Source organism: Streptomyces griseorubiginosus, from assembly GCF_001514195.1.
Lineage (GTDB): Bacteria > Actinomycetota > Actinomycetes > Streptomycetales > Streptomycetaceae > Streptomyces > Streptomyces griseorubiginosus.
In genome coordinates this window covers 312,960-333,811 of the sequence record NZ_KQ948742.1, presented here as the reverse complement: position 1 = coordinate 333,811, position 20,852 = coordinate 312,960, and the positions used below count along the sequence as shown (strand labels likewise).

Annotated in this window: 13 protein-coding genes; 7 read left to right on the top strand and 6 right to left on the bottom strand. The window is 70.6% G+C overall.

The genetic code is table 11. From position 1 onward, the window contains the following. Window positions 1–144: 144 nt before the first annotated feature. Window positions 145–828 (bottom strand): snapalysin, encoded by a 684-nt coding sequence (gene snpA, locus AQJ54_RS33375; protein WP_062243666.1) that lies wholly within the window; start codon window positions 826–828, stop codon window positions 145–147. A 149-nt stretch (window positions 829–977) separates the two neighbouring features. Between snpA and AQJ54_RS33370 the strand changes: the two genes are divergently transcribed. Then, a complete protein-coding gene (locus AQJ54_RS33370) occupies window positions 978–1,934 on the top strand; it encodes a LysR family transcriptional regulator (protein ID WP_062243663.1) in 957 nt (318 codons plus the stop codon). A gap of 14 nt (window positions 1,935–1,948) precedes the next feature. Here AQJ54_RS33370 and AQJ54_RS33365 read toward each other — a convergent pair whose 3' ends face one another. Continuing rightward, window positions 1,949–3,988, bottom strand: a complete 2,040-nt coding sequence (locus tag AQJ54_RS33365) for a PhoX family protein (RefSeq protein WP_062243660.1) — start codon at window positions 3,986–3,988, stop codon at window positions 1,949–1,951. Window positions 3,989–4,307: 319 nt separating this feature from the next. Here AQJ54_RS33365 and AQJ54_RS33360 point away from each other — a divergent pair, with 319 nt between their 5' ends. Further along, window positions 4,308–5,912, top strand: coding sequence for a VWA domain-containing protein (locus tag AQJ54_RS33360; RefSeq protein ID WP_062243657.1), 1,605 nt, complete (start codon window positions 4,308–4,310; stop codon window positions 5,910–5,912). Between the two features lie 66 nt (window positions 5,913–5,978). Here the strand turns inward: AQJ54_RS33360 and AQJ54_RS33355 are convergent, their stop codons facing one another. After that, window positions 5,979–6,377: a hypothetical protein gene (locus AQJ54_RS33355; protein ID WP_159055581.1), complete on the bottom strand. Its 399-nt coding sequence runs from the start codon at window positions 6,375–6,377 to the stop codon at window positions 5,979–5,981. Further along, the gene (locus tag AQJ54_RS33350; RefSeq protein ID WP_159055580.1) at window positions 6,374–8,038 is read right to left on the bottom strand and encodes a hypothetical protein; all 1,665 of its coding nucleotides are present in this window, start codon (window positions 8,036–8,038) and stop codon (window positions 6,374–6,376) included. Before AQJ54_RS33350 ends, AQJ54_RS33355 begins: the two co-directional genes overlap by 4 nt. 391 nt (window positions 8,039–8,429) lie before the next feature. Between AQJ54_RS33350 and metG the strand changes: the two genes are divergently transcribed. From metG to AQJ54_RS33330, 4 genes are all read left to right on the top strand, one after another. Further along, window positions 8,430–10,145 (top strand): methionine--tRNA ligase, encoded by a 1,716-nt coding sequence (gene metG, locus AQJ54_RS33345; protein WP_062243648.1) that lies wholly within the window; start codon window positions 8,430–8,432, stop codon window positions 10,143–10,145. A gap of 85 nt (window positions 10,146–10,230) precedes the next feature. Beyond that, complete coding sequence (locus tag AQJ54_RS33340) at window positions 10,231–10,707, top strand: hypothetical protein (RefSeq protein WP_062243645.1); 477 nt, start codon at window positions 10,231–10,233, stop codon at window positions 10,705–10,707. A 166-nt stretch (window positions 10,708–10,873) separates the two neighbouring features. Further along, window positions 10,874–14,083 carry an FG-GAP repeat domain-containing protein gene (locus AQJ54_RS33335; protein WP_062243642.1) on the top strand — a complete coding sequence of 1,070 codons (3,210 nt, stop codon included), beginning with the start codon at window positions 10,874–10,876 and terminating at the stop codon, window positions 14,081–14,083. An 11-nt stretch (window positions 14,084–14,094) separates the two neighbouring features. Next, a complete protein-coding gene (locus tag AQJ54_RS33330) occupies window positions 14,095–15,501 on the top strand; it encodes an FG-GAP-like repeat-containing protein (protein WP_062243639.1) in 1,407 nt (468 codons plus the stop codon). Window positions 15,502–15,565: 64 nt separating this feature from the next. On the opposite strand, the gene AQJ54_RS33325 is transcribed toward AQJ54_RS33330, so the two are convergent. Next, window positions 15,566–16,549, bottom strand: a complete 984-nt coding sequence (locus tag AQJ54_RS33325) for a dioxygenase family protein (protein ID WP_062243636.1) — start codon at window positions 16,547–16,549, stop codon at window positions 15,566–15,568. Window positions 16,550–16,704: 155 nt separating this feature from the next. Beyond that, window positions 16,705–18,468 carry an aspartate--tRNA ligase gene (gene aspS, locus AQJ54_RS33320; protein WP_062243633.1) on the bottom strand — a complete coding sequence of 588 codons (1,764 nt, stop codon included), beginning with the start codon at window positions 18,466–18,468 and terminating at the stop codon, window positions 16,705–16,707. A gap of 156 nt (window positions 18,469–18,624) precedes the next feature. Here aspS and AQJ54_RS33315 point away from each other — a divergent pair, with 156 nt between their 5' ends. Continuing rightward, window positions 18,625–20,781 (top strand): SpoIIE family protein phosphatase, encoded by a 2,157-nt coding sequence (locus AQJ54_RS33315; RefSeq protein ID WP_062243629.1) that lies wholly within the window; start codon window positions 18,625–18,627, stop codon window positions 20,779–20,781. Window positions 20,782–20,852 lie beyond the last annotated feature (71 nt).

Sequence of the window (20,852 nt, the reverse complement as noted above, 5' to 3'; positions counted from 1 at the left end):
GCCGGTGCGGGCCGCCCTCTCGTGCCGGTGCGGGCCGCCCTCTCGTGCCGGTGCGGGCCGCCCTCTCGTGCCGGTGCGGGCCGCCCTCTCGTGGTGGGCGGCCCGCACCGGGGTGGGGGGTGGCGGCTGGTGGTCGGGGGGTGGCTAGCGGTCGGACTTGTGCAGGGCCTTGTCCATGGCAGCGGCCAGACCGTTGGCCCACAGCTGGTTCACCCGGCTGCGCTCGGCGGAGTTCGGGATCGCGTTGGTGCAGGACGTGCCGGGGCCGCCGCCCGACATCAGCTCGCTGCACGGACCGGAGTAGTGGTCCGGCAGCCCGAGCACATGGCCCGTCTCGTGGGCGGTGACCCGGGTGGAGTCGTACTGCTGGTTCTGGCGGTAGTCCAGGAAGACGTAACCGCGCCCGTGCCCGTCCGTCGAGGCGTACGAACCGCGCGAGTCGTTGCCCTCCCGGTAGGAGAAGTCGGCGCTCGCCGCGGACCCCGACTGGAGTCTGACGTTCGACACCGAGCTGTTCCATATCTGGGCGCTGCGGGATATCTGGCCGCTGAACGTGGGTGCCCGGGAGGCGTCGTAGACCACGGTGACGGCGGCCGCGCTGTCCGGGTTCGCGGCCCGCTTCTCGGCGACGGACGCGAGGACGGCCTGGAAGAAGGCCTCGCTGGTGTCCGTGGTCGTGGCCGACGTCGGGGTCGCGGTGTAGCCGGCGTGCGGGGCGGGGCTCTGCGGTGCGGGGGCCGCGGAGGCGGGAACCGCCGTGACCAGACCGGCCGTTGCCAGACCGAGGGCGACCGCCGTGGCCGTGAGGGCATGGGTGTGCTTGCGCATCGAGGACTCCTTGGTGGGGGTGAGTCGTCGATGTGAGTGTCGGTGCCTGTGCGGTGGCTGTGATGATGCCAACCGGCGATAGTACGGACCTATCACCGGAGTTCGGCACCCCTGGTGCAACCCCTGCCCCCGCCTTACCCTCCGATCGCATGGACCTCGAGGTGAGACACCTCCGCGCGGTGGTGGCCATAGCCGACACCGGCAGCCTGCACCGGGCCGCCCGTCAGCTGGGCGTCGCCCAGCCGTCGCTGAGTACCCAGCTGCGCCGGATCGAACAGGCCCTGGGCGGCGCACTGTTCGTCCGCGCCCGATCCGGCTGCCGCCCCACCCCGCTGGGCCGGCTCGTCCTCAGCCGCGCCCGTCCCCTGCTGGCCGAGATGCGCTCCCTGGTGGCGGACGCCCGCGCGGCCGCGACGGGCGGCCCGCAGCTGCGCGTCGGATCCACCGCGAGCCGGGCCCTGTCGGGCTGGCTGCGCCGGCTGCGCGCCCACGGCCAGGACCCCACCCTCCACATGAACGTCTCCCCCAACGCGCTGCTGCGCATGGTCGCCGACGGCCAGCTCGACGTGGCCTTCGTGCACGAGGTGGAGGGCTGCCCGCTGCACATCCCGCGCGAGCTGTGCCTGCGCGTCCTGGTCGAACGCGAGCCGCAGTTCGTGTCCTTGCCTGCGGACCATCCGGCGGCCACGAAGCCCGTGGTCACCCTCGCCGACCTGGCCGGGGACCGCTGGATGATCGACCCCACGGTCGACGGCGAATGGGACGCCGTGCAGCGGATGTTCCGCGCGGCGGGCGTCAACCCTGCGGTCCTGCACGGCGATTACCACACGGCCGACGCCCTGGTCGCCACCGGTGAGGTCGTCACCGTCTGCCAGCCCACCCGGGTGCCCCGCCCCGACATGGCGGTACGACGGCTGCACGGCGACCCGCTCGGCGTACGGCTCCTCCTCGCGGCCCGCACCGAGACGGACCTGGACGGGGTCCGTCCCGCGCTGGAGGAGGCGTACTGGGAGAGCGCACGGCAGGCACCGGCGTACCGGGAATGGCTGGAACGGGGCGGTGCGGGATGCGGGGAGAGGCGACCGACGGTTCCGGCCGCCCCCTGAGTCATTTGTCCGGCTCAGACTCCGATGTCGGTGCCGTCCTTGCGCCACACCGCCACGACCGCCGGACGGACGATCTTCCCCGGGCCGTCGGGCCAGGTGCTCGCCGGCTGCTCGACCGTCGCCCCGTTGATCTCACCGGGGTGCTGCACGGCCACCAGCACCCGCCGGTCCTGGACCAGCGGACCGCAGGTCTCGGCACCGGTCGGCACGGTCAGGAACTGCTTGAGCTCACCGCGCCGCTCGCCCCGGGTCGCGACCCCGAACAGGCCGTCGTGGGAGCCGAGCTGGTTGCCGTCGGTGGAGATCCACAGGTTGCCGTGCGGATCGAAGGCCACGTTGTCCGGGCAGGAGATGGGGCTGACGTGGTCCTTCGGGAACCCGGCGAAGTAGGTGGCCGGATCCTCCGGATCCCCGGCGACGAGGAACAGCGTCCAGCCGAACTCGGTGCTGTCGGCCCGGTTCCAGCGCTCGGTGAGTTCGAGGACGTGCCCGTGCTTGTTGGCGTTGCGGGGGTTGGCCTCGTCGGCCGGGGCGTTCGCGCCGACCCCGCGATTGGTGTTGTTCGTCAGGGCGACGTACACCTTGCCGGTGCGCGGGTTGGGCTCGATGTCCTCGGGCCGGTCCATCTTCGTCGCGCCGACCTTGTCCCCGGCGAGCCGCGTGAACACGAACACCTCGTCGGCCGTCATGCCCTCGACGTGCGACACGGCTCCCTTCGCGGTGGCCGTGGCCAGCGGGATCCACTCCCCGCCGCCGTCGAACTCCCCGTCGGCGGGCAGCTTCCCGGTCCCGTCGATCTCGAGGGCGGGGGAGTCACCGGTGAGCCGGGCGACGTACAGGGTGCCCTCGTCGAGCAGCGAGAGATTGTGCTCCCGCACGGCCCGCCCGCCGCCCTTGCGCATCCGCTTGCTGCCGACGAACTTGTAGAAGTAGTCGAACCGCTCGTCGTCCCCGGAGTACACCACCGGCCGCCCGTCGTGCGTCAGCCGTACGGTCGCCCCCTCGTGCTTGAACCGGCCGAGCGCGGTGTGCTTGCGGGGCGTGGCGGACGGGTCGTACGGGTCGAGCTCGACGACGTACCCGAAGCGGTGGGGCTCGTTGGGCTCCTGGGCGACGTCGAACCGCCGGTCGAACCGCTCCCACTTGCGCTCGCTGGCGCCGGTCCCGATCCCGTACCGCTTGTCGGTGGCCCGGGAGGCGTTCGCGAAGTACTGGTTGAAGTTCTCCTCGCCGTGCAGGGTGGTGCCCCAGGGGGTGGTCCCGCCGGAGCAGTTGTTGAGCGTGCCGAGGACCTTGCGGCCGGTCGGGTCGGCGGAGGTCTTCAGCAGGTCGGACCCGGCGGCGGGCCCGGTCAGCCGGAACTCGGTGGTGGCGGTGACGCGCCGGTTGAGGGGGTGCCGGGGGACGAGGGTGAGCGCGCCGTTCCTCTTGTTCTCCTCCACCACGACGACACCGAGACCGTGCGCGGCCCAGGCGATCTCGACCTGCTCGCGGGTGGGGTTCGCGGCGTCGTAGCCGCGGAACATCAAAACCTCGTCGGTGTACTCGTGGTTGGCGACGAGCACCTGACGGCCGCGCTCGCCCGGGAGGGGCAGCAGCGCGAGGAAGTCGTTGTTGTACCCGAACTGGCCGGCCTGGGCGGCGGCGGTCTGCCGCTCCGGGTCGAAGGCCGGGGCCCCGCGCAGAATGGGCTCGCCCCAGCGCACGACGACGTTCTGGGCGTAGCCGGCGGGGACGGTCACGGTGTCGGCGGTGTTGGGCGCGACGGGCGCGAACCGGAGGCCACGGGCGCCCTTGCCGTGGGGCGTGCCCTTCCTCGGGGCGGCCTCGGCGTCGGGAACGGAGACGGCGGTACCGGCGGCGGCCGCGACGGTCACGACGGCGGCGGCCCGCATCACGGAACGGCGGCTGAGCGCGGCGGCGATCACGTCACCGACGTACGGGTTGGCGGAGGTGTTGGGCGCGGGCTGGGAACAGGCGTCCCCGCACCGGAAACGACAGGTCAGGGCGGACCGCCCGTGGACGGCGTTGATCAACGGCAGCTGCACACGCACTTTGCTCTCCCCTTGCTTCCCCTTGAATCTCGCTTGACGGACGGTAGGGGGGCGTATGTGCGAGAGCGGGGCGGGGCCGTGAACGGTGGATGAATCCGGGGTGGACGAAGGGGTGGACGGAAGGGTGGAAGGAGGGGTGGACGGAAGGGTGGACAGAGAAGAGTCGAGGGCGCCCACGGGTTACGTCCGGAAGTAGGTCTTGACTGGGAGCGGTCCCGTCACCCGCCCCTGCCCAAGATCGCCATCCGGGGCCGCTAACCTTACGTGTCCGTCCTGGCCAGGGATTGACGGGCTTCAACTCATGCGAAGGGTTGCGCTAATGGGCATTCTCACTCTCCTGCGGAACGCGTTCGGCGGCCGATCACGCAAGGCCGCTGCCACCGAGGCAGAGGGTGCGGTTCCTTCGCAGGAGGCGACGGAACCGAAGCCGGCCCCTCCGGCGGAGGCGACGGCCACGGTCCCCGAACCCCGCACCGAGACGCCGGCCACCGACACCGACTCCGAGCACGAACTGGTCTCGGCCGCGTTCGACAACGTGACGGTCCCGAAGCAGGCGCCTCCGGCGGGGGCGACGGAGCCGACACCCGAGGAAAAGCCGACAGCGAAGCCCACGGTCACGGAGACGCCGGCTGCGGAGGCTCCGACGGGGGTGCCCGAGGCGTTCGCCGAGGAGCGGACGGCTGAGGAGGAGCCGGTGGCTGAGGCGCCGGTGGCCGAGGAACCGGTGGCTGAGGAGCAGGCCGCTGAGGCGCCGGTGGCTGAGGAACCGGCAACCGAGCAGCCGGTGAATGAGGAGTCTGCGATCGAGGAGCCGGCCTCCGAGAAGGCTGCTGCCGAGGAGCCCGTAGCGGAAACGGAGTCGCCGACGGAGCCCGAGACGGCGACGGAGGAGCCTGCTTCTCAGAACACGGCCGCAGAGGAGGCCGTTGCCGAGGAGCCCGCCCCCGCGGCAGCGGAGGAAGCGAAGCCACAGGCCGCAGAGCCCGAGCCGGCAGCCACCGCGACCCCCGAGCCCGAGCCCGCTCCGGAACCGGCAGCCACCGACGCCGCCCCCACCCCGGAGCCGGAGGCCGTCGCAGAGCCCGAGGCGGCAGCAGCCTCGACCCCCGAGCCCGAGGCCGTCGTAGAACCCGAATCCGCCCTCGCCCCCGAACCCGCCCCGGAGCCGGAGGCCCCCGCGGCCGCCGACGGCGAGAACGCCCCACAGGGGCCACCCGCAGCCGACGACGAAAGTGGTACGGGTGGTGCGGGTGGGAACGACGACCCGGCCGAAGGCCGGTCGGTGTCGGTGACCGTCCCCGCCACCCTCCGCAGCGCCTACGACACCGCCGCCACCACCCTCTCCGCCCACGACCTCACCGGCACCACAGCAAGGACGTACCTCGTCCTGGACCGTTCCGCGAGCATGCGCCCGTACTACAAGGACGGCTCAGCCCAGGCCCTCGGCGAGCAGACCCTCGCACTCGCCGCCCACCTGGACCCCGAGTCCACGGTCCACGTCGTCTTCTTCTCCACCGAACTCGACGGCACCGGCGAACTCACCCTCACCGACCACGAGAACAAGATCGACGACCTGCACGCGGGCCTCGGCCGCATGGGCCGTACCAGCTACCACGCCGCCGTCGAGGAAGTCCTCGCACAGCACACCAAGAACGCCCCCGACGCCCCCGCCCTGGTCGTCTTCCAGACCGACGGCGCCCCGGACGCGAAGACCCCCGCCACCCAGGCCCTCACGGAGGCGGCGAAGACCCACCCCGCCGTCTTCTTCTCCTTCGTCGCCTTCGGTGACCCGGAGAACAAGGCCTTCGACTACCTCCGCAAGCTGAAGCTCCCCAACACGTCCCACTTCCTCGCGGGCGAGACCCCGAAGGAACTCACGGACGCGGAGATCTACGAGGGCATCCTGGCGAACTGGCGCCCGTGACGCCGAGTACACGCGCCACGCCGACGGGACCCGGCCGATCGCCGGGCCCCGTTCGCGTGCCCCGCCTCAGCCGGTGGCGAAGCCCAACAGTCCCAGCGCGGAGGTGATCAGGGTGACGACCGTGGTGGCATCCGCGCACATCGTCCGGATCAGCTGCAGACGGGACCGTGCCAACTCCCGCTGTGCCGTCTGGCCCACGTCCTGGTTCCGGATCAGACCGAGCAGTTGCCGACAGCTCTCCGGATCGGACACGCCTTCCGGCTGACCGTCCAGTGCCCGGCCGAGATCACGGAGGACCTTGGTCCAGTCGGGTGCGGAATCCGTCTCGGAGGAGCCGCCCCCCTGACGCTGCTCGACTCCTTCGGATTCGACCGTCGACTGCACATTGCCCATGGTGCCGTGCACATTGATCACCCCCTTGTTCTGCATACCGTCGCTCCACGCCCTGCCGGCATTCCTCGTCATGAGCCGTCTCCTTGGGAGGGTGACGTCGTGTTGATGGTCGTGCTGCTCTGGTTCTGGGCCGAGTTCTGGGTGAAGGACTGGTTCTGCACGTCCCCCATGACACCCGAGTTGATGACGCCGGTGTTCTGCAGGATGTACGTGGCCTGCTGCACGAACGCACTGATGTCGACGTTGTGGTCCCGGAGGAAGCCCAGCGCCGCGCGGAAGACGCAGCGCTGCATCCAGTCGACGTGCCTGCGTGCGTCGTCCCACTGGAGCATGTCGTCCATGTAGCGCGAGGAGTAGACCTCGCGCAGGCTGACAGGACCGCGCCCCGGGTCCACCGGCGCGCGGGTCGAACGCAGTGGTGCCCGCAGGCGGTTGAGGAAGGCGAAGACGTCCAGCAGGGCGTTGAGAGCGGTACGCGCGTGCCAGCCGACCCCGCCCCGTTCCGCGGCCTTCACCGCGGTGCGCAAGGTCGGATGCACCGGATTGATGACCTGGGCGCGGATGATGATGCGCAGGAAGTGGTGCTCGTACGCGAAGCTCACGTACAAGGCGGCGACGAGTTCACCGTCCCAGGAGACGATGCGTGTGCACAGCAGCCGACGGGACTCCTTCGTGGCTGAGCTGGCGCCCGCCGCACCGGTTCCGAGCCGGGCCAGCACGAGGAGGGAATCCCATTCCTTGTCGGTGATGTCGTCCCACCGTTCCGCGGAGACCGCGGCCACGTCGAAGACATCGAGTCTGTTCGCCGGATGGTGGGAGGGCCGGTGGTCGGTCAGCCGCCGCATCTCGTCGGCCACATGACGGTGAAGCTCCTCGGGGGTGAAGGCGACGACCCCGTCCTTCCCCTCGCTGTCGCGCAGGATCTCGTCGACGCTGCGGAACGCCTGCCGTACGAGCTTCTCCTCCTCCGTCTCGTCCTTGAGCGTCTCCTTCTCTGTGGCTGAGGTGACGTCGACGCCGATGGACCGCTCGAACCACACGGTCCCTGCGCCCACCAGGTGGTGCACGGCCTCGCCGTCGCTACGCAACCGGATCGCGTACGGCACGACCAGTCCGTCCCGTTCCCGCGGGTCGCGGCGCAGCATGCGGCGGCGCCAAGGGCCCACCCACCAGCGCAGGTCGTGTTCAGCGCGCCGACCGCTCCAGTGCGCCCGCCTGAAGCCGAGGTGGGCGAGCAGGCGGTCCGCGTAGCAGGCGGCCCAGGTCCCGCCGAGCAGGACCAGGAGGGCCGGGCCGATCCCTCCGGCCATGCCGGTGACCACTGCCTCGGCGAACACCCCGAACAGGAGGACTCGGCGCAGGAGGGTGAGCTTCTCCGCTGAGGCGGCGCTCTGCAGGACCGGGGTGAGGTGAAAGCCGTGGGGCGGAACAGGACGTCCGCGACCAACGCGACGGCGCACCCAGCGGACGTATCCATGACCGAGATGCACAGGCCACTGACTGTCCTCCGGGGGGAGGTTGTGGCGGGCCGCCCGCAGTGCCCGGTACCGCTTCTCGCGATCACGACGGGTGAGCAGTATCCAGACGAACCTCGGCAGCAGGACCGCGTGCGTGGAGGCCAGTTTCGCCAGGGCCCCGGCATGGTCGTCGCGCAGGTAGCCGGCCGCGCAGAGCCAGTTTGTCGTATCCGACAGACCCTGGCGGCGACCCGCCTTCAGGGCTTCATCGGCCATCGCAGCGGTACCGTCCGGGACCCGCTCGGCCGGCGCTTGACCCGGAAGGGGCATGACGGGTTCCTTGCGCAGGGTGAAGCGACGTCGCTTCGACGCTTCCGGCCCAGCCGGCCTTCTCGGTGGATCGTCCCGGTCGAGCCCGTCCGCGCCTTCGTCGCGGCGCTCGAAATCGGTCCCCAGCCCCATACTCCGTCCCCCTCCACGCGTGTGGTGGTGACAGGGTGCTGACGCGGACCTCCGCGGAGAAGAGGGCCTGTGCCTCGGCGGAGCGATTTCGGCCACGTTCACCCCGTAAAACGGGAAGCGGGCGGCCCACCCATGTCGGATACGATTTCAAGACTCGCGAACGACTGGCGACTCACCCGCACGACCAACCTGGGAGCAGCCCCCGATGGCTCGACACCTCATCACCAGCGCCCTTCCGTACATCAACGGGATCAAGCACCTGGGCAACATGGTGGGGTCCATGCTCCCGGCGGACGTCTACTCCCGTTACCTGCGCCAGCGCGGCCACGACGTCCTCTACATCTGCGCGACGGACGAGCACGGCACCCCCGCCGAGCTGGCCGCGAAGGAGCAGGGCATCCCGGTCGCCGAGTTCTGCGCGCAGGCGCACGACGCGCAGAAGGCGGTCTACGACGGCTTCGCGCTGGCCTTCGACTACTTCGGCCGCAGCTCCAGCGAGCAGAACGTCGAGATCACCCAGCACTTCGCCCGCCGCTTGAACGAGAACGGCTTCATCGAAGAGCGCGCGATCCGCCAGGTCTACAGCCCCACCGACGGCCGCTTCCTCCCGGACCGCTATGTCGAGGGCACCTGCCCCCACTGCGGCTACGACAAGGCCCGCGGCGACCAGTGCGAGAACTGCACGCGGGTCCTGGACCCCACCGACCTGATCAACCCGCGCTCGGCGATCTCCGGCTCCACCGACCTGGAGGTCCGCGAGACCAAGCACCTCTTCCTCCTCCAGTCCAAGCTCCAGCACGAGGTCGAGGAATGGGTCTCGCGTCACGAGGACGACTGGCCGCAGCTGGCCTCCTCGATCGCCCGCAAGTGGCTGAACGAAGGCCTGCACGACCGCGCGATCACCCGTGACCTGGACTGGGGCGTACCGGTCCCGGCGGACACCTGGCCGGAGCTGGCAGCGGAGGGCAAGGTCTTCTACGTCTGGTTCGACGCCCCGATCGAGTACATCGGCGCGACGAAGGAGTGGGCGGACCTGGACCCGGAGAACCGGGACTGGAAGTCGTGGTGGTACGACGTCGACACCGACGTCCGCTACACCGAGTTCATGGCGAAGGACAACGTCCCGTTCCACACGGTGATGTTCCCGGCGACCGAGCTGGGTGTGCGCGAGCCGTGGAAGAAGGTCGACTACGTCAAGGCCTTCAACTGGCTGACGTACTACGGCGGGAAGTTCTCCACGTCCCAGAAGCGGGGCGTCTTCACCGACCAGGCCCTGGACATCCTGCCCGCCGACTACTGGCGCTACTTCCTCATCGCGAACGCCCCGGAGTCGGACGACTCGTCCTTCACCTGGGAGCACTTCACCGCGACGGTCAACAAGGACCTGGCGGACACCCTCGGCAACTTCGTCAACCGCGTCCTGTCCTTCTCCAAGAAGCGCTTCGGCGAGGAGGTCCCGGCGGGCGGTGAGCCGGGTGCGGCGGAGGCGAAGCTGGGCGAGGAGATCGCCCGTCTGCTCGCCGAGTACGAGCAGCAGATGGAGGCGCTCCAGTTCCGCAAGGCCGCGGCGGCCCTGCGCGCGCTGTGGTCGGCGGGCAACTCCTACCTGGAGGAGAAGGCCCCCTGGCTGGAGATCAAGACGGACAAGGACGGCGCGGCCCTCACGCTCCGCACGGCGATGAACCTGATCCACCTCTACGCGGTGGTCTCGGAACCCTTCATCCCGGCGACCTCGGCCGCGATGCGCCAGGCGTTCGCCCTGCCGTCCGACACCGCCACCTGGATCTCCGCCGACGAGGCCCGCACCCTCACGGCCCTCACCCCCGGCATCCCCTTCACGGTCCCCCCGGTCCTGTTCGCCAAGCTGACGGACGAGGACCTGGAGAACTACAAGGAGCGCTTCGGCGGCTCCCCGGAGTAGTCCCGGACCGCTCCAGGGACTTCGGCCCCGTCCGGATACCGACCCGGGCATCGCCGTGTCCGCGCCAAGCCGTATGGTTTGCGCCATGGCAGTGCCCGGGGTCATTCCTGTCGCGTACGAGCCGAAGCACCGCACCGAGACGATCGGGCGGTATGCGGAGGGTCAGTTCCTGGCGTCGATCACGTATGCCTTTCCCGAGGGGTTCCGCCTCGACGAAGGCTGGGAGGATCAGAAACGCCTGTTCGCGGTTCTGCACACCTTCGACACGGAGGGCAATTACCGCGACTCGGACATCTGGTGCGCCGGCACCTGGGCGGAGCAGCAGCGCGACCCGGTCGGCGACACCTCTCCGCTCACCCGCGCCCAGGTGCACCGGGCGACCCTGCTCCGGAGCCTCCCCCGCCGCTCCTACACGGACATCGCGATCCGCCCCTTCAGCGTCCTCCACGACGGCGTCCGCTTCGGCCTGGTGATCCGCGAGGACGAGGGCGAACAGTGGGCAGAGCTCTACCCCGACCGCCTCGCCTTCGCAGACCCGTGGGACGGGTCCTACGACACCTGAGCCAGGAGAGCCGGCGGCCCACGCGGTCGCCGTACAGGATCTGGGAGATCTTCACCGATGTGTGAACAACCCGGTGCCCAACCACCCCTCCTGCATCTCCTTACCCTCCCTTCACTCCTCTCTTACCTGTAGATAGGGTTTGCTGACTCATAGGGAAGGACCCCAGTTGGGCAGACACGCCCCGAGACGAGCGGGCCGTGCCACGCTCTTCTCCTCCCTGGCCGTAGCGGTGGCGGCCGGTTCGATCACCCTGTTCTCCAGCACCGAGGACACCGGCGCGCAGGCGGCGACAACCGCCGCGGCCGGTACCACCGAGATCGTCCTGGACGATCCGCGCAGCGACACCCCCCGCACAGACCGCTTGCTCGCCGCGGGCACGACCGGTTTCCTGCACCGCCAGTCAGGGATCGCGGGCCTCCTGTGGACGGGCTACGGGGACGGCGTCACCTCCCCCGTCGAGGGCCCGGCCGGGACCTACCAGCCGACCACCACCAGCTGCTACGACATCAACGTGCGCTGCGCCTCGGGCGTGTTCGGGCAGGCCGCCGACACCGTGGCCCTGCCCCACCGCACCTACGGCGACCCCGTGTCGCTGTGGAGTCCGGGCGGCGGCGCCCTCAAGACCGTGGACCTCAGCCATTCGGCCACCCGGGTCGGCACGTACGGCGAGACGACCGTCACCGTCGAGCGGAACGGCATCGTCGACGGCCAGCAGCTGGACGGCTATGTGCTGCACCTCGTCGACCTCGTCGACGGCAAGCAGCGCGACCGGGTGGTCTCCGGCCTGCCCGCCGACGGCACCTGGGAGATCAACACCGGGCGCACCGGCGACGCCGAGGGCGCCCTGCTGACCTACCCGGCCCGTGACGCGAACGGCGAGTTCACCTCGTACACCGTCGGCTACCTCGACTTCGCGACCGCCGAGTTGACCCCGGCCTTCACGGGTCTGTCCCGGGAGACGGTGCCGGAGGTCGTGCTCACCGAGGACCGCGTCGGCTGGTACACCGAGACCTCCGGTCTGCACCTCAAGCCCCGCACCGACCTCACCGCCGCCGAGACGACCCCGGTGGCCGGCGAGGACTTGCCCGGCACCCCGGTGCCCGTCCTGATCGGCGACTGGCTGGTCCTCGCCACCGACGGCGGCTCCGTCCGGGCCGTCTCGCTGGCCGACGGCACCACGAAGAAGCTGCTGACCTGGTCGTACGGCACCCCCCTGGCCGCCCCCGACGGGACCGCGCTGGTCACCGGCGGCTCCGGCGCGGCCGACTGGTGGGTCCAGCAGGTCGTCACCGGCGCGGACGGCACCCCGCAGCTGAAGAAGATCGTCAAGGTGCCCCCGCTGGAGAACGCCAAGAAGGGCATCGCCCTGAGCCGGGGCAGCCTGCGGGTGGCGGAGGACAGCTCCACGAGTTCCCGGGACACCACCTCGGTCCGCACCCTGACCACCAACGGCAGCACCGAGCTGACCGCCTCCGCGGCCAAGGACGGCGACTCGATATCCGCCAAGTGCCCCTACCCGGGCACCACCTGCTCCGCCCTGTGGGGCAACAACGTCACGGGCCCCGACGACGTCTACCTGAGTATGTATGCCGACCTCGACGAGGGCGGCAGCGGCCTGGAGAACGCCGACGTGCTGGTCTCCCTCCACGACGGCTGGTCCGACTACACCCTGAGGTACGGCACCGGAGGCGGCTCGATCGTCGACGTCTCCGACGACTACGCCGTCTACGACTCGGGCGGTACGACTCCGACGCAGTACATCGCGGAGTTCGGCTACGGCGATCCCCTCAAGCGCTCGGTCCGCGCCGCCGCCCTCAACGGCTCCGTGCTGTGGAGTGCGACCACGACTCCGGGCCGGCTGACCTCGTACAGCCTGACCGCGAAGAAGACGCTCTCCACGGTCGACGTCCCCGACCTCGGCTGTGTGCCGAGCGAGCTCCAGGCGGCGGGCCGCTGGGTGTACTGGTCCTGCGCCGACGCCTCGGCGGGCGTCTACGACAGCAAGGCCGCCCGGTCGGTCACCGTCACCCCCGGAGACGTCCTGCTCGGCGACGGCTTCACGGTCCGCCACGACCACGAGGCCGACCAGCTGGTCCTCACCGACACGACGACGGACACCACGCGCGTGGTCGCCTCCGGCCTGCCCGACTCCGGGCTCCCCGTGGACCGCCGCTTCCGGTGGACGGTCGACGAGTACACCGGCCTGGTCGCCTGGTTCGACACGTTCGAGCAGACGCACGTGGCCACGACCGGCGTCACGCCGTCCGCGGTGACGGCGTTCCGCACCGAGGCCGAGAGCTATGTGGAGCCCGGCTCCACGCCGGCCTGGACCGGCCGGTGGGTGCTGTCCCGTCCCGTCACCTCCTGGTCCCTGACCTTCACCTCGGTGCAGAGCGGTGCGACCGGCAGGGCCACCCGCACCCTCACCGGCGGCGCCGCCTCGGCGGAAGTGACGGCGAACTGGAACGGCAGGACGTCAAGCGGGATCCCCTTCCCCCACGGCGAGTTCACCTGGACGCTCAAGGCCACCGGCCTGGGCACGGCCGCCCCGGTCACGGTGACGAGCGGCGAGGGCTACCTGTTGCGCGGCTCGGCGGTCCGCCACGACTTCGTCAGCCCCGACGGCCCGGACGGCCGCGGTGACCTGCTCACCCTGAGCACCTCCGGCGGCCTGACCTTCCACGGCGGCACCGGCACGGGCAGGCTCGGCGAGAAGGTCGGCGCGGGCGGCTGGCCCACCACCATCAGGGCGATCCCCTTCGGCGACCTGAGCGGCGACCGCTGCAACGACATCCTGGTCCGGCTGAGCAGCGGTGCCCTGCGCCTGTACAAGCCCGGCTGCGGAGCGGCCCTCAAGCCGTCGACGTCGTACACCTCGCTCGGCACCGGCGGCTGGAACCAGTACGACGTGCTGACCTCGCCCGGTGACCTCAGCGGCGACGGCCGCCCGGACCTGATCGCGCGAGGGGCGTCCACCGGCACGGTCTACCTGTACAAGGGGACCAGCACCGGCAAGCTCTCCGCGCGCGTGAAGCTCTACGACAGCTGGAAGGGCTACAAGAAGATCATCGGCGCCGGAGACCTGAACGGCGACGGCATCGGCGACCTGCTCGCCCAGGACACGTCCCACACCCTCTACCGCTACGACGGCACCGGTGCGGGCACCTTCAAGGCCCGCGTGAAGCTGTTCACCAACTGGGGCGGGTCGTACAACGTCGTCGTCGGCGTCGGGGACATCACCGACGACGGCAAGGCGGACCTGGTCTCGCGCGACACCGGCGGCACTCTGTGGCGCAACAGCGGTGACGGCAAGGGGTCGTTCGGAGCGAGGGTGAAGATCGCGACCGGCTTCGGCAGCTACAAGTTCCTTTCCTAGGGGGAGTTCACGTGCGCAGATGGAGTGCGGCCGCACTGGTGGCCGTGAGCGTGACACTGGGTGCGCTGCTGCCGGTCACCCCGGCGGCGGCCGTCCACGGAGGCGTGCCGGGCGACTTCAACGGCGACGGCTACAAGGACGCGGTGCTGCCGGCGCCGGGGGCGGACGTGTCCGGCAAGGAAGCGGCCGGGGCGGTGGTCGTGCTGTACGGCTCGTCGTCCGGCCTGGCCGCGAGCCGTCGCAGGACGATCACGCAGAACACCGCTGGGGTGCCGGGCACGGCCGAGGCGTACGACCGCTTCGGCGCCGCCACCGCGACGGCCGACCTGAACCGGGACGGGTACGCCGACCTGGTGGTCGGATCGCCGTACGAGGACACGCCGAAGGGTGCCAACGCCGGTGCGGTGACCGTGCTCTGGGGGAGCAGGAACGGGCTGACCAGCGGGACGGATCTGCCGTCGCCCTCGCAGTCCACGCTCTACTACGGCCTGGATCTCGCCACGCTCGGTCTCGGCGGGGGCATGCGAACCCAGGTGACCGTGGGCGGTTGGGACGCCTCGGTGCACATCACGGGTCCCTTCACCCGCGCCGGCGGCTACGGCACCCGCACGCTGAGCGAGGACACCGCCGCCGTGGAGTCCGTCGCGCTGGGCGATTTCAACGGGGACAGCATGCCCGATCCGGCTCTGGCGACCTCCCGGCTGGACGGTCTGAGCGGCGGCGAGATCTACACGCACGCCGCCTACGGCGAAGCACTGAAGGGCAACGGCCTCATCGTGGCCACCGGCGACCTCAACGGCGACGGCTACGCGGACCTCGTGGCCGGCGACCCGGACGAGCCCGACAAGGCCGGCGAGGACGGAGAGCTGGGTGGCCGGGTGCTCGTCTGGTACGGCTCGGCCGACGGCATCACCAAGGACACCACGCCCGTCTCCCTCACGCAGAACACCGCCGGGGTCCCCGGTGCGAGCGAGAGCGGCGATGCCTTCGGCGGGTCGCTGGCCGTGGCCGACCTGAACCGGGACGGACTCGCGGACATCGTGGTCGGCTCTCCGTACGAGGACCTCGCACGGATCAACGCCGGCCAGGTGACCGTCATCCCGGGCCGCGCCTCCGGGGCCCTCGGCACGGGGTCGTACTCCTTCTCCCAGGACACCGCGGGAGTGCCGGGCGCCGCCGAGATCGACGACTTCTTCGGTACGACGGTGTCGGTCGGCGATGTCAACAAGGACGGCAGGCCGGAGCTGTTCGTCGGTGCGGTCGGTGAGAACAACTTCACCGGAGCGGTCTGGGTCATCCCCGGCGGCTCCACCCGGCCGACGGCCACCGGCAGCAAGTTGTTCACGGCCGCGTCCGTCGGGCTCACACAGAGCAACGGCACGCTGCTGGGCGGCAACGGACTGTTCTGGGTGATCTGAGCCGCCGTGAGCCGGCGAAGGCGCCCGGGACCCCCACGGTCCCGGGCGCCTTCGCGTGCGTGGGTCAGAGGGACGTGCCCTCGTTCGTCGTGTCCGGGTCCACGCCCATCGTGATCGAGCCGATGACTCCCTTGGCGATGTTCTTCTTGTTGTACTTCAGCTTGAGCAGGCCGCCTGCGGTGCCGCTCTGGTCGTAGATCGTGTCCTCGGTGAGCGTGGTCCGCTCGGTGGTGCTGGTGGAGTACGGCTCGACCTCGGCGGAGGCCAGCACGGACTCCTCGTCGAAGAAGAACTGGCCGGTGTGGCAGGTGTGTCCGCCCTCGTAGCCGGCGTCGGTCCAGGTGCCGTCCACGTGGACCTTGGTGTGGATGTGCACGGTGCGGCCCCGGTACCAGCCCGGGAAGATCGTCTTGAAGGTGACCTGGCCGTGCTTGTCGGTCCTCCACGTACCGCGCAGATAGCGCTCGTCGTCGGTGGGTTCCTCGTGGCCCCCGCCGCCGGTGCCTCCGGAGGGCGCACCGGACGGCGGCTCACCGGTGGGCGTACCGCTCGGAGTGCCCGAAGGGGCGTCGGTCGGGGTTCCGGAGGGGGCGTCGGTCGGAGCACCCCCGCCCCCGCTCCCGCCTCCCGTCGACAGGCTCTCGTAGCCCGAGTAGATGCCGAGCGCGTCGCAGTGCCAGATGTCGACGGCCGCGTTGGCGACGGGCTTGCAGGTCTCGGAGTCGATCACCTTGAGCTGGAGGGTGAGGGGGATGCCCTCCTTGTCCTCGGTGATGTCCCGGCGGATCTTGTCCGCGTCGATGTAGTACGGCCCCTCGGTGGTCTCCGAGGTGAGCCGGTAGCAGGCCTCGGCGGCCGTGGAGGTGCTGCTCGCCGAGGCCGCCCTGCCCTTCTCGCTCGCGAACGCGCCCGACGCGGCGAGCGTGCCCGCGGCGCCCACCGCCACGGCCGCGCCCGCTCCGGCCACGACGACCTTGCGCCGCGTCAGGTCCTTCTTGTGCTTCGGCCCGTGGGCCGGCTGCTGGAGTTGCGGGTGGTTTTCCGTCATGGACAGCGAAGGTAGGTAAGAACGCTGTCATGGGCATGGGTGCCAACTGTGGTTCCCCACAGGGAGGTTCACGACGGCGGGGTTCCGGCGGGGTTCACGACAGAGAAGTGGCCCGGAACCGACTTCGGCTCCGGGCCACCCCCTCAGCTCACCGCCTACTTCGGCTGCGGCTTGCGCACCGACAGGTGCAGCTCCCTCAGCCGGGCCTCCTCCAGCTCCGTCGGCGCGCCCATCATCAGGTCCTGGGCGTTGCCGTTGAGCGGGAAGGAGATGGTCTCGCGGATGTTGGGCTCGTCCGCGAGCAGCATGACGATGCGGTCGACGCCGGGGGCGATGCCGCCGTGCGGCGGGGCGCCGAAGCGGAAGGCGCGCAGCATGCCGGCGAACTTGTCCTCGACGGTCTCACGGTCGTAGCCCGCGATCTCAAAGGCCTTGAGCATGATGTCCGGCTCGTGGTTCCGGATCGCGCCGGAGGACAGCTCGACGCCGTTGCAGACGATGTCGTACTGCCAGCCCAGGATGTCCAGCGGGTCCTGGGTCTCCAGGGCCTCCAGACCACCCTGCGGCATGGAGAACGGGTTGTGCGAGAAGTCGATCGCGCCGGTCTCCTCGTCCTTCTCGTACATCGGGAAGTCGACGATCCAGCAGAACCGGAACACGCCCTCCTCGAAGTGCCCGGCACGCTTGGCGGCCTCGACACGGACCGCGCCCATGATCTTCGAGACCTCGTCGAACTCGCCCGCGCCGAAGAACACCGCGTGTCCGGCGGCCAGCGACAGCCGCTTGGTCAGCTCGGCGACGTTCTCCTCGGTGAGGAACTTCGCGATCGGGCCGGACAGCGAACCGTCCTCGGCGACCCGCACCCAGGCCAGGCCCTTGGCGCCCTGCGAGACCGCGTAGTCGCCGAGCTGGTCGAAGAACTTCCGGGGCTGTGCCGAGACGTCCGGCACCGCGAGGGCCCGCACGTGCTTGCCGGCGAACGCCTTGAACTCCGAGCCCTCGAAGACGTCGGTGATGTCGACGAGCTCCAGCTGGGCCCGCAGGTCCGGCTTGTCGGAGCCGTACTTCAGCATCGCCTCACGGAACGGGATCCGCGGGAAGGGGGACGTGACCTCCCGGCCGCCGCCGAACTCCGTGAACAGCTCGGTCATAAGCTGCTCGATCGGCTGGAACACGTCCTCCTGCTCGACGAAGCTCATCTCGACGTCGAGCTGGTAGAACTCGCCCGGCGAACGGTCCGCGCGCGCGTCCTCGTCGCGGAAGCAGGGCGCGATCTGGAAGTAGCGGTCGAAGCCGGAGATCATCAGCAGCTGCTTGAACTGCTGCGGCGCCTGCGGGAGGGCGTAGAACTTGCCCGGGTTCAGGCGGGAGGGGACCACGAAGTCACGGGCGCCCTCGGGGGAGGTCGCGGACAGGATCGGGGTCGCCATCTCGTTGAAGCCGAGGGCCACCATCTTCGAGCGGATCGAGGCGATCACCGACGAGCGCAGCATGATGTTCTTGTGCATGCGCTCGCGACGCAGGTCGAGGAAGCGGTACTCCAGGCGCCGCTCCTCGTTGACCCCGTCCTCGGTGTTGATCGTGAACGGCAGCGGGGCGGCCGCGCCGAGCAGCTCGACCTCGCCGACCTCGACCTCGATCTCACCGGTCGGCAGGTCCGGGTTCACGTTCTCGGTTCCACGTGAAACAACACGGCCGTCGATACGGACCGTGGACTCCTTGGAGACCTTGTCCAGCGCCTCGTAGGCCTCCGTGCCCGGCCGGGCGACGAGCTGCGTGATGCCGTAGTGATCACGCAGATCGATGAAGAGGATGCCGCCCAGGTCGCGCCGATTGTGCAGCCAGCCACTCAGTCGGACGTCGGTGCCGACGTCAGAGGAGCGGAGCTCGCCGCAGGTGTGGGACCTGTACCGATGCATCGTCGTTCATCCAGCCTTCGCGGATCGGGGGCTGCCTCACGTGTCTGTTTCACGTGAAACTCCCCCAAGGGTACCGGGGCACCCAGGACCGGCTCCCCACCATTACGACTCGGTCAACAGTGGCACTCCTCGATCCCCTGTTCTTAAAGTGGGGCAATGCGCACTGGTGAGCCCCTGCCCGCCGTGGGGGACGTCCTCACCTCCCTCGCGACCGGCCTGTGGCACTGGGACACCGCCACCGAACTGGTCACGGTCGACGCGGAGGCCGCCCGGTTGCTCGGCCTGCCCGCCGAGCAGGCCACCCTCACCGAGGCCCAGACCCGGGCCCGGCTGCACCCGGTCGACTGGAACGAGATCATCAGCGTCGTCGGCCTCGCCGTCGCCGAGGACACCCTCGCCGAGGTCCGGATCCGGATCATGGACGAGCAGGGCCGGGTGATCCGTACCGTACGCAGCCGTTCCAAGCCGTCGTACGACCGGCAGAAGAAGTCGTTCCGGCTGATCGGCACCCTCCAGGAGGTCACCGAGCCGACCCCCGGCACCCCCGCCGGACGCACCGCGGTCACCGGCGACTGGCGGCGCTCCCGGGAGGCCTTCCTGCTGGACGCGGGCCGCGCGCTGGCCGAGGCCCGCTCCACCGCCGAGGTGCTGCGGGTGGCCGCGGGCCTGTCCATGCCCGGCTTCAGCCCCGACGGCCTGGCCGTCTTCGGCGTCGAGGGCGACCGGCTGACGATCATCGGCCACCACGGTCAGCAGCCCGGCGACGAGAGCCCCTTCTCCCACATGTCCCTGGAGACCGACTATCCGGCCGCCGAGGTCGTCCGCACCGGCCGTGCCGTCTATCTCTCCAGCCCCGAGGCCTACCGCTCCCGCTACCCGGTCACCTGGCCCCTCGCCCAGCGCTTCGACCGCCAGTCCTGGGCGTTCCTGCCGCTGACCGTGGCCGGCCGCACCATGGGCGCGTGGATGGCGGGCTTCGCCTATCCGGTCGCCTTCACGCCGGACGAGCGCTCGGTGCTGACGACGGTGGCCCGGATGCTGGCCCAGGCCCTGTCCCGCGCGGGCGTGGCCGAGTCCGAGCGCGAGCTGACCGACGGGCTCCAGCGCTCCATGCTCCCGAGCCTCGGCCCGGAGATACCGGGCATGACCGTCGCCGCCCGCTACGTCCCCACCGGCGGCGGCCTCCAGGTCGGCGGCGACTGGTACGACATGATCCCGCTGCCCGGCGGCACCTCCCGCACGAGTGCCGGAGCCGGCCGTTTCGCCCTGGTCATCGGGGACGTCCAGGGCCATGACGTACGGGCCGCCGGACTGATGGGCCAGCTCCGTATCGCCCTGCGCGCCTACGCCTCCGAGGGCCACCGCCCCGACGCGGTCCTCTCCCGCGCCTCCCGCTTCCTCAACGGCATGACGTACGGCGCCGGCGAGGGCGGCGATCCCGCCGACACCCGGTTCGCGACCTGCCTGTACATCGAGGTCGATCCCGCGACCGGAGCCCTGGAGGTGGCCCGGGCCGGCCATCCCGAGCCGGCCATCCGCCTGGCCGACGGCACGGTGCTGGCCCGCACCACGCACGTCGGTCTCCCGCTGGGCATCGACCCGGACGCCGACTACCCCACGACCCGGATCGTCCTTCAGCCCGGCGAGACGCTGATGCTCTGCACGGACGGGCTGATCGAGACCGGCGGCCATGACTTCGAAACCGGGTGGAAGCGCGTCCGGACGATCCTGGAGACCCACGACGGCGGTCCGGAGGAGCTCGCCGACGCCCTCGTCCAGGCCGTCCACGGCCCCTCCTCCCACCACACCACCGGCCCGCTCGCCGACCGCCGCGAGGACGACATAGCGGTCCTCCTGCTGCACCGGCACGGCTCGCAGGACGACGACACGGCCACCGCGCGGCCGCCGGTCCGCCGTTCGATGCTGTCGGTGGCCCAGGCGGAACCGGAACGGATCGCGGTGGCCCGCCACCAGCTGCGCGAGCTGCTGCACGACTGGTCCTCCGCCGACCAGGTCGACTCGGCGGTCCTGCTGGTGTCCGAGACGCTGACGAACGTCCTGGTCCACACCGACGCGGACGCGCTGCTGGTCTCCGAGGTCCGCGGCGAGCCCGGCGACCGCCGGCTGCGCGTCGAGGTCACCGACACCAGCGACGACCTCCCCCACAAGCGCCGCCCCGGCGAACTGGCCTCCTCGGGCCGCGGCCTGATGCTGATCGAACTCCTCGCCGACCTGTGGGGCGTCGACCCCCGCGGCGAGGGCAAGACGATCTGGTTCGAACTCCACGAGCCGCCGGACTCGGCTTCGGCATAGCACGGGACAGCGAGCGGGCATCCACGCTCGCCGCATCATCACCCTTTCAGGTGTGCACCGAGCGACTCACG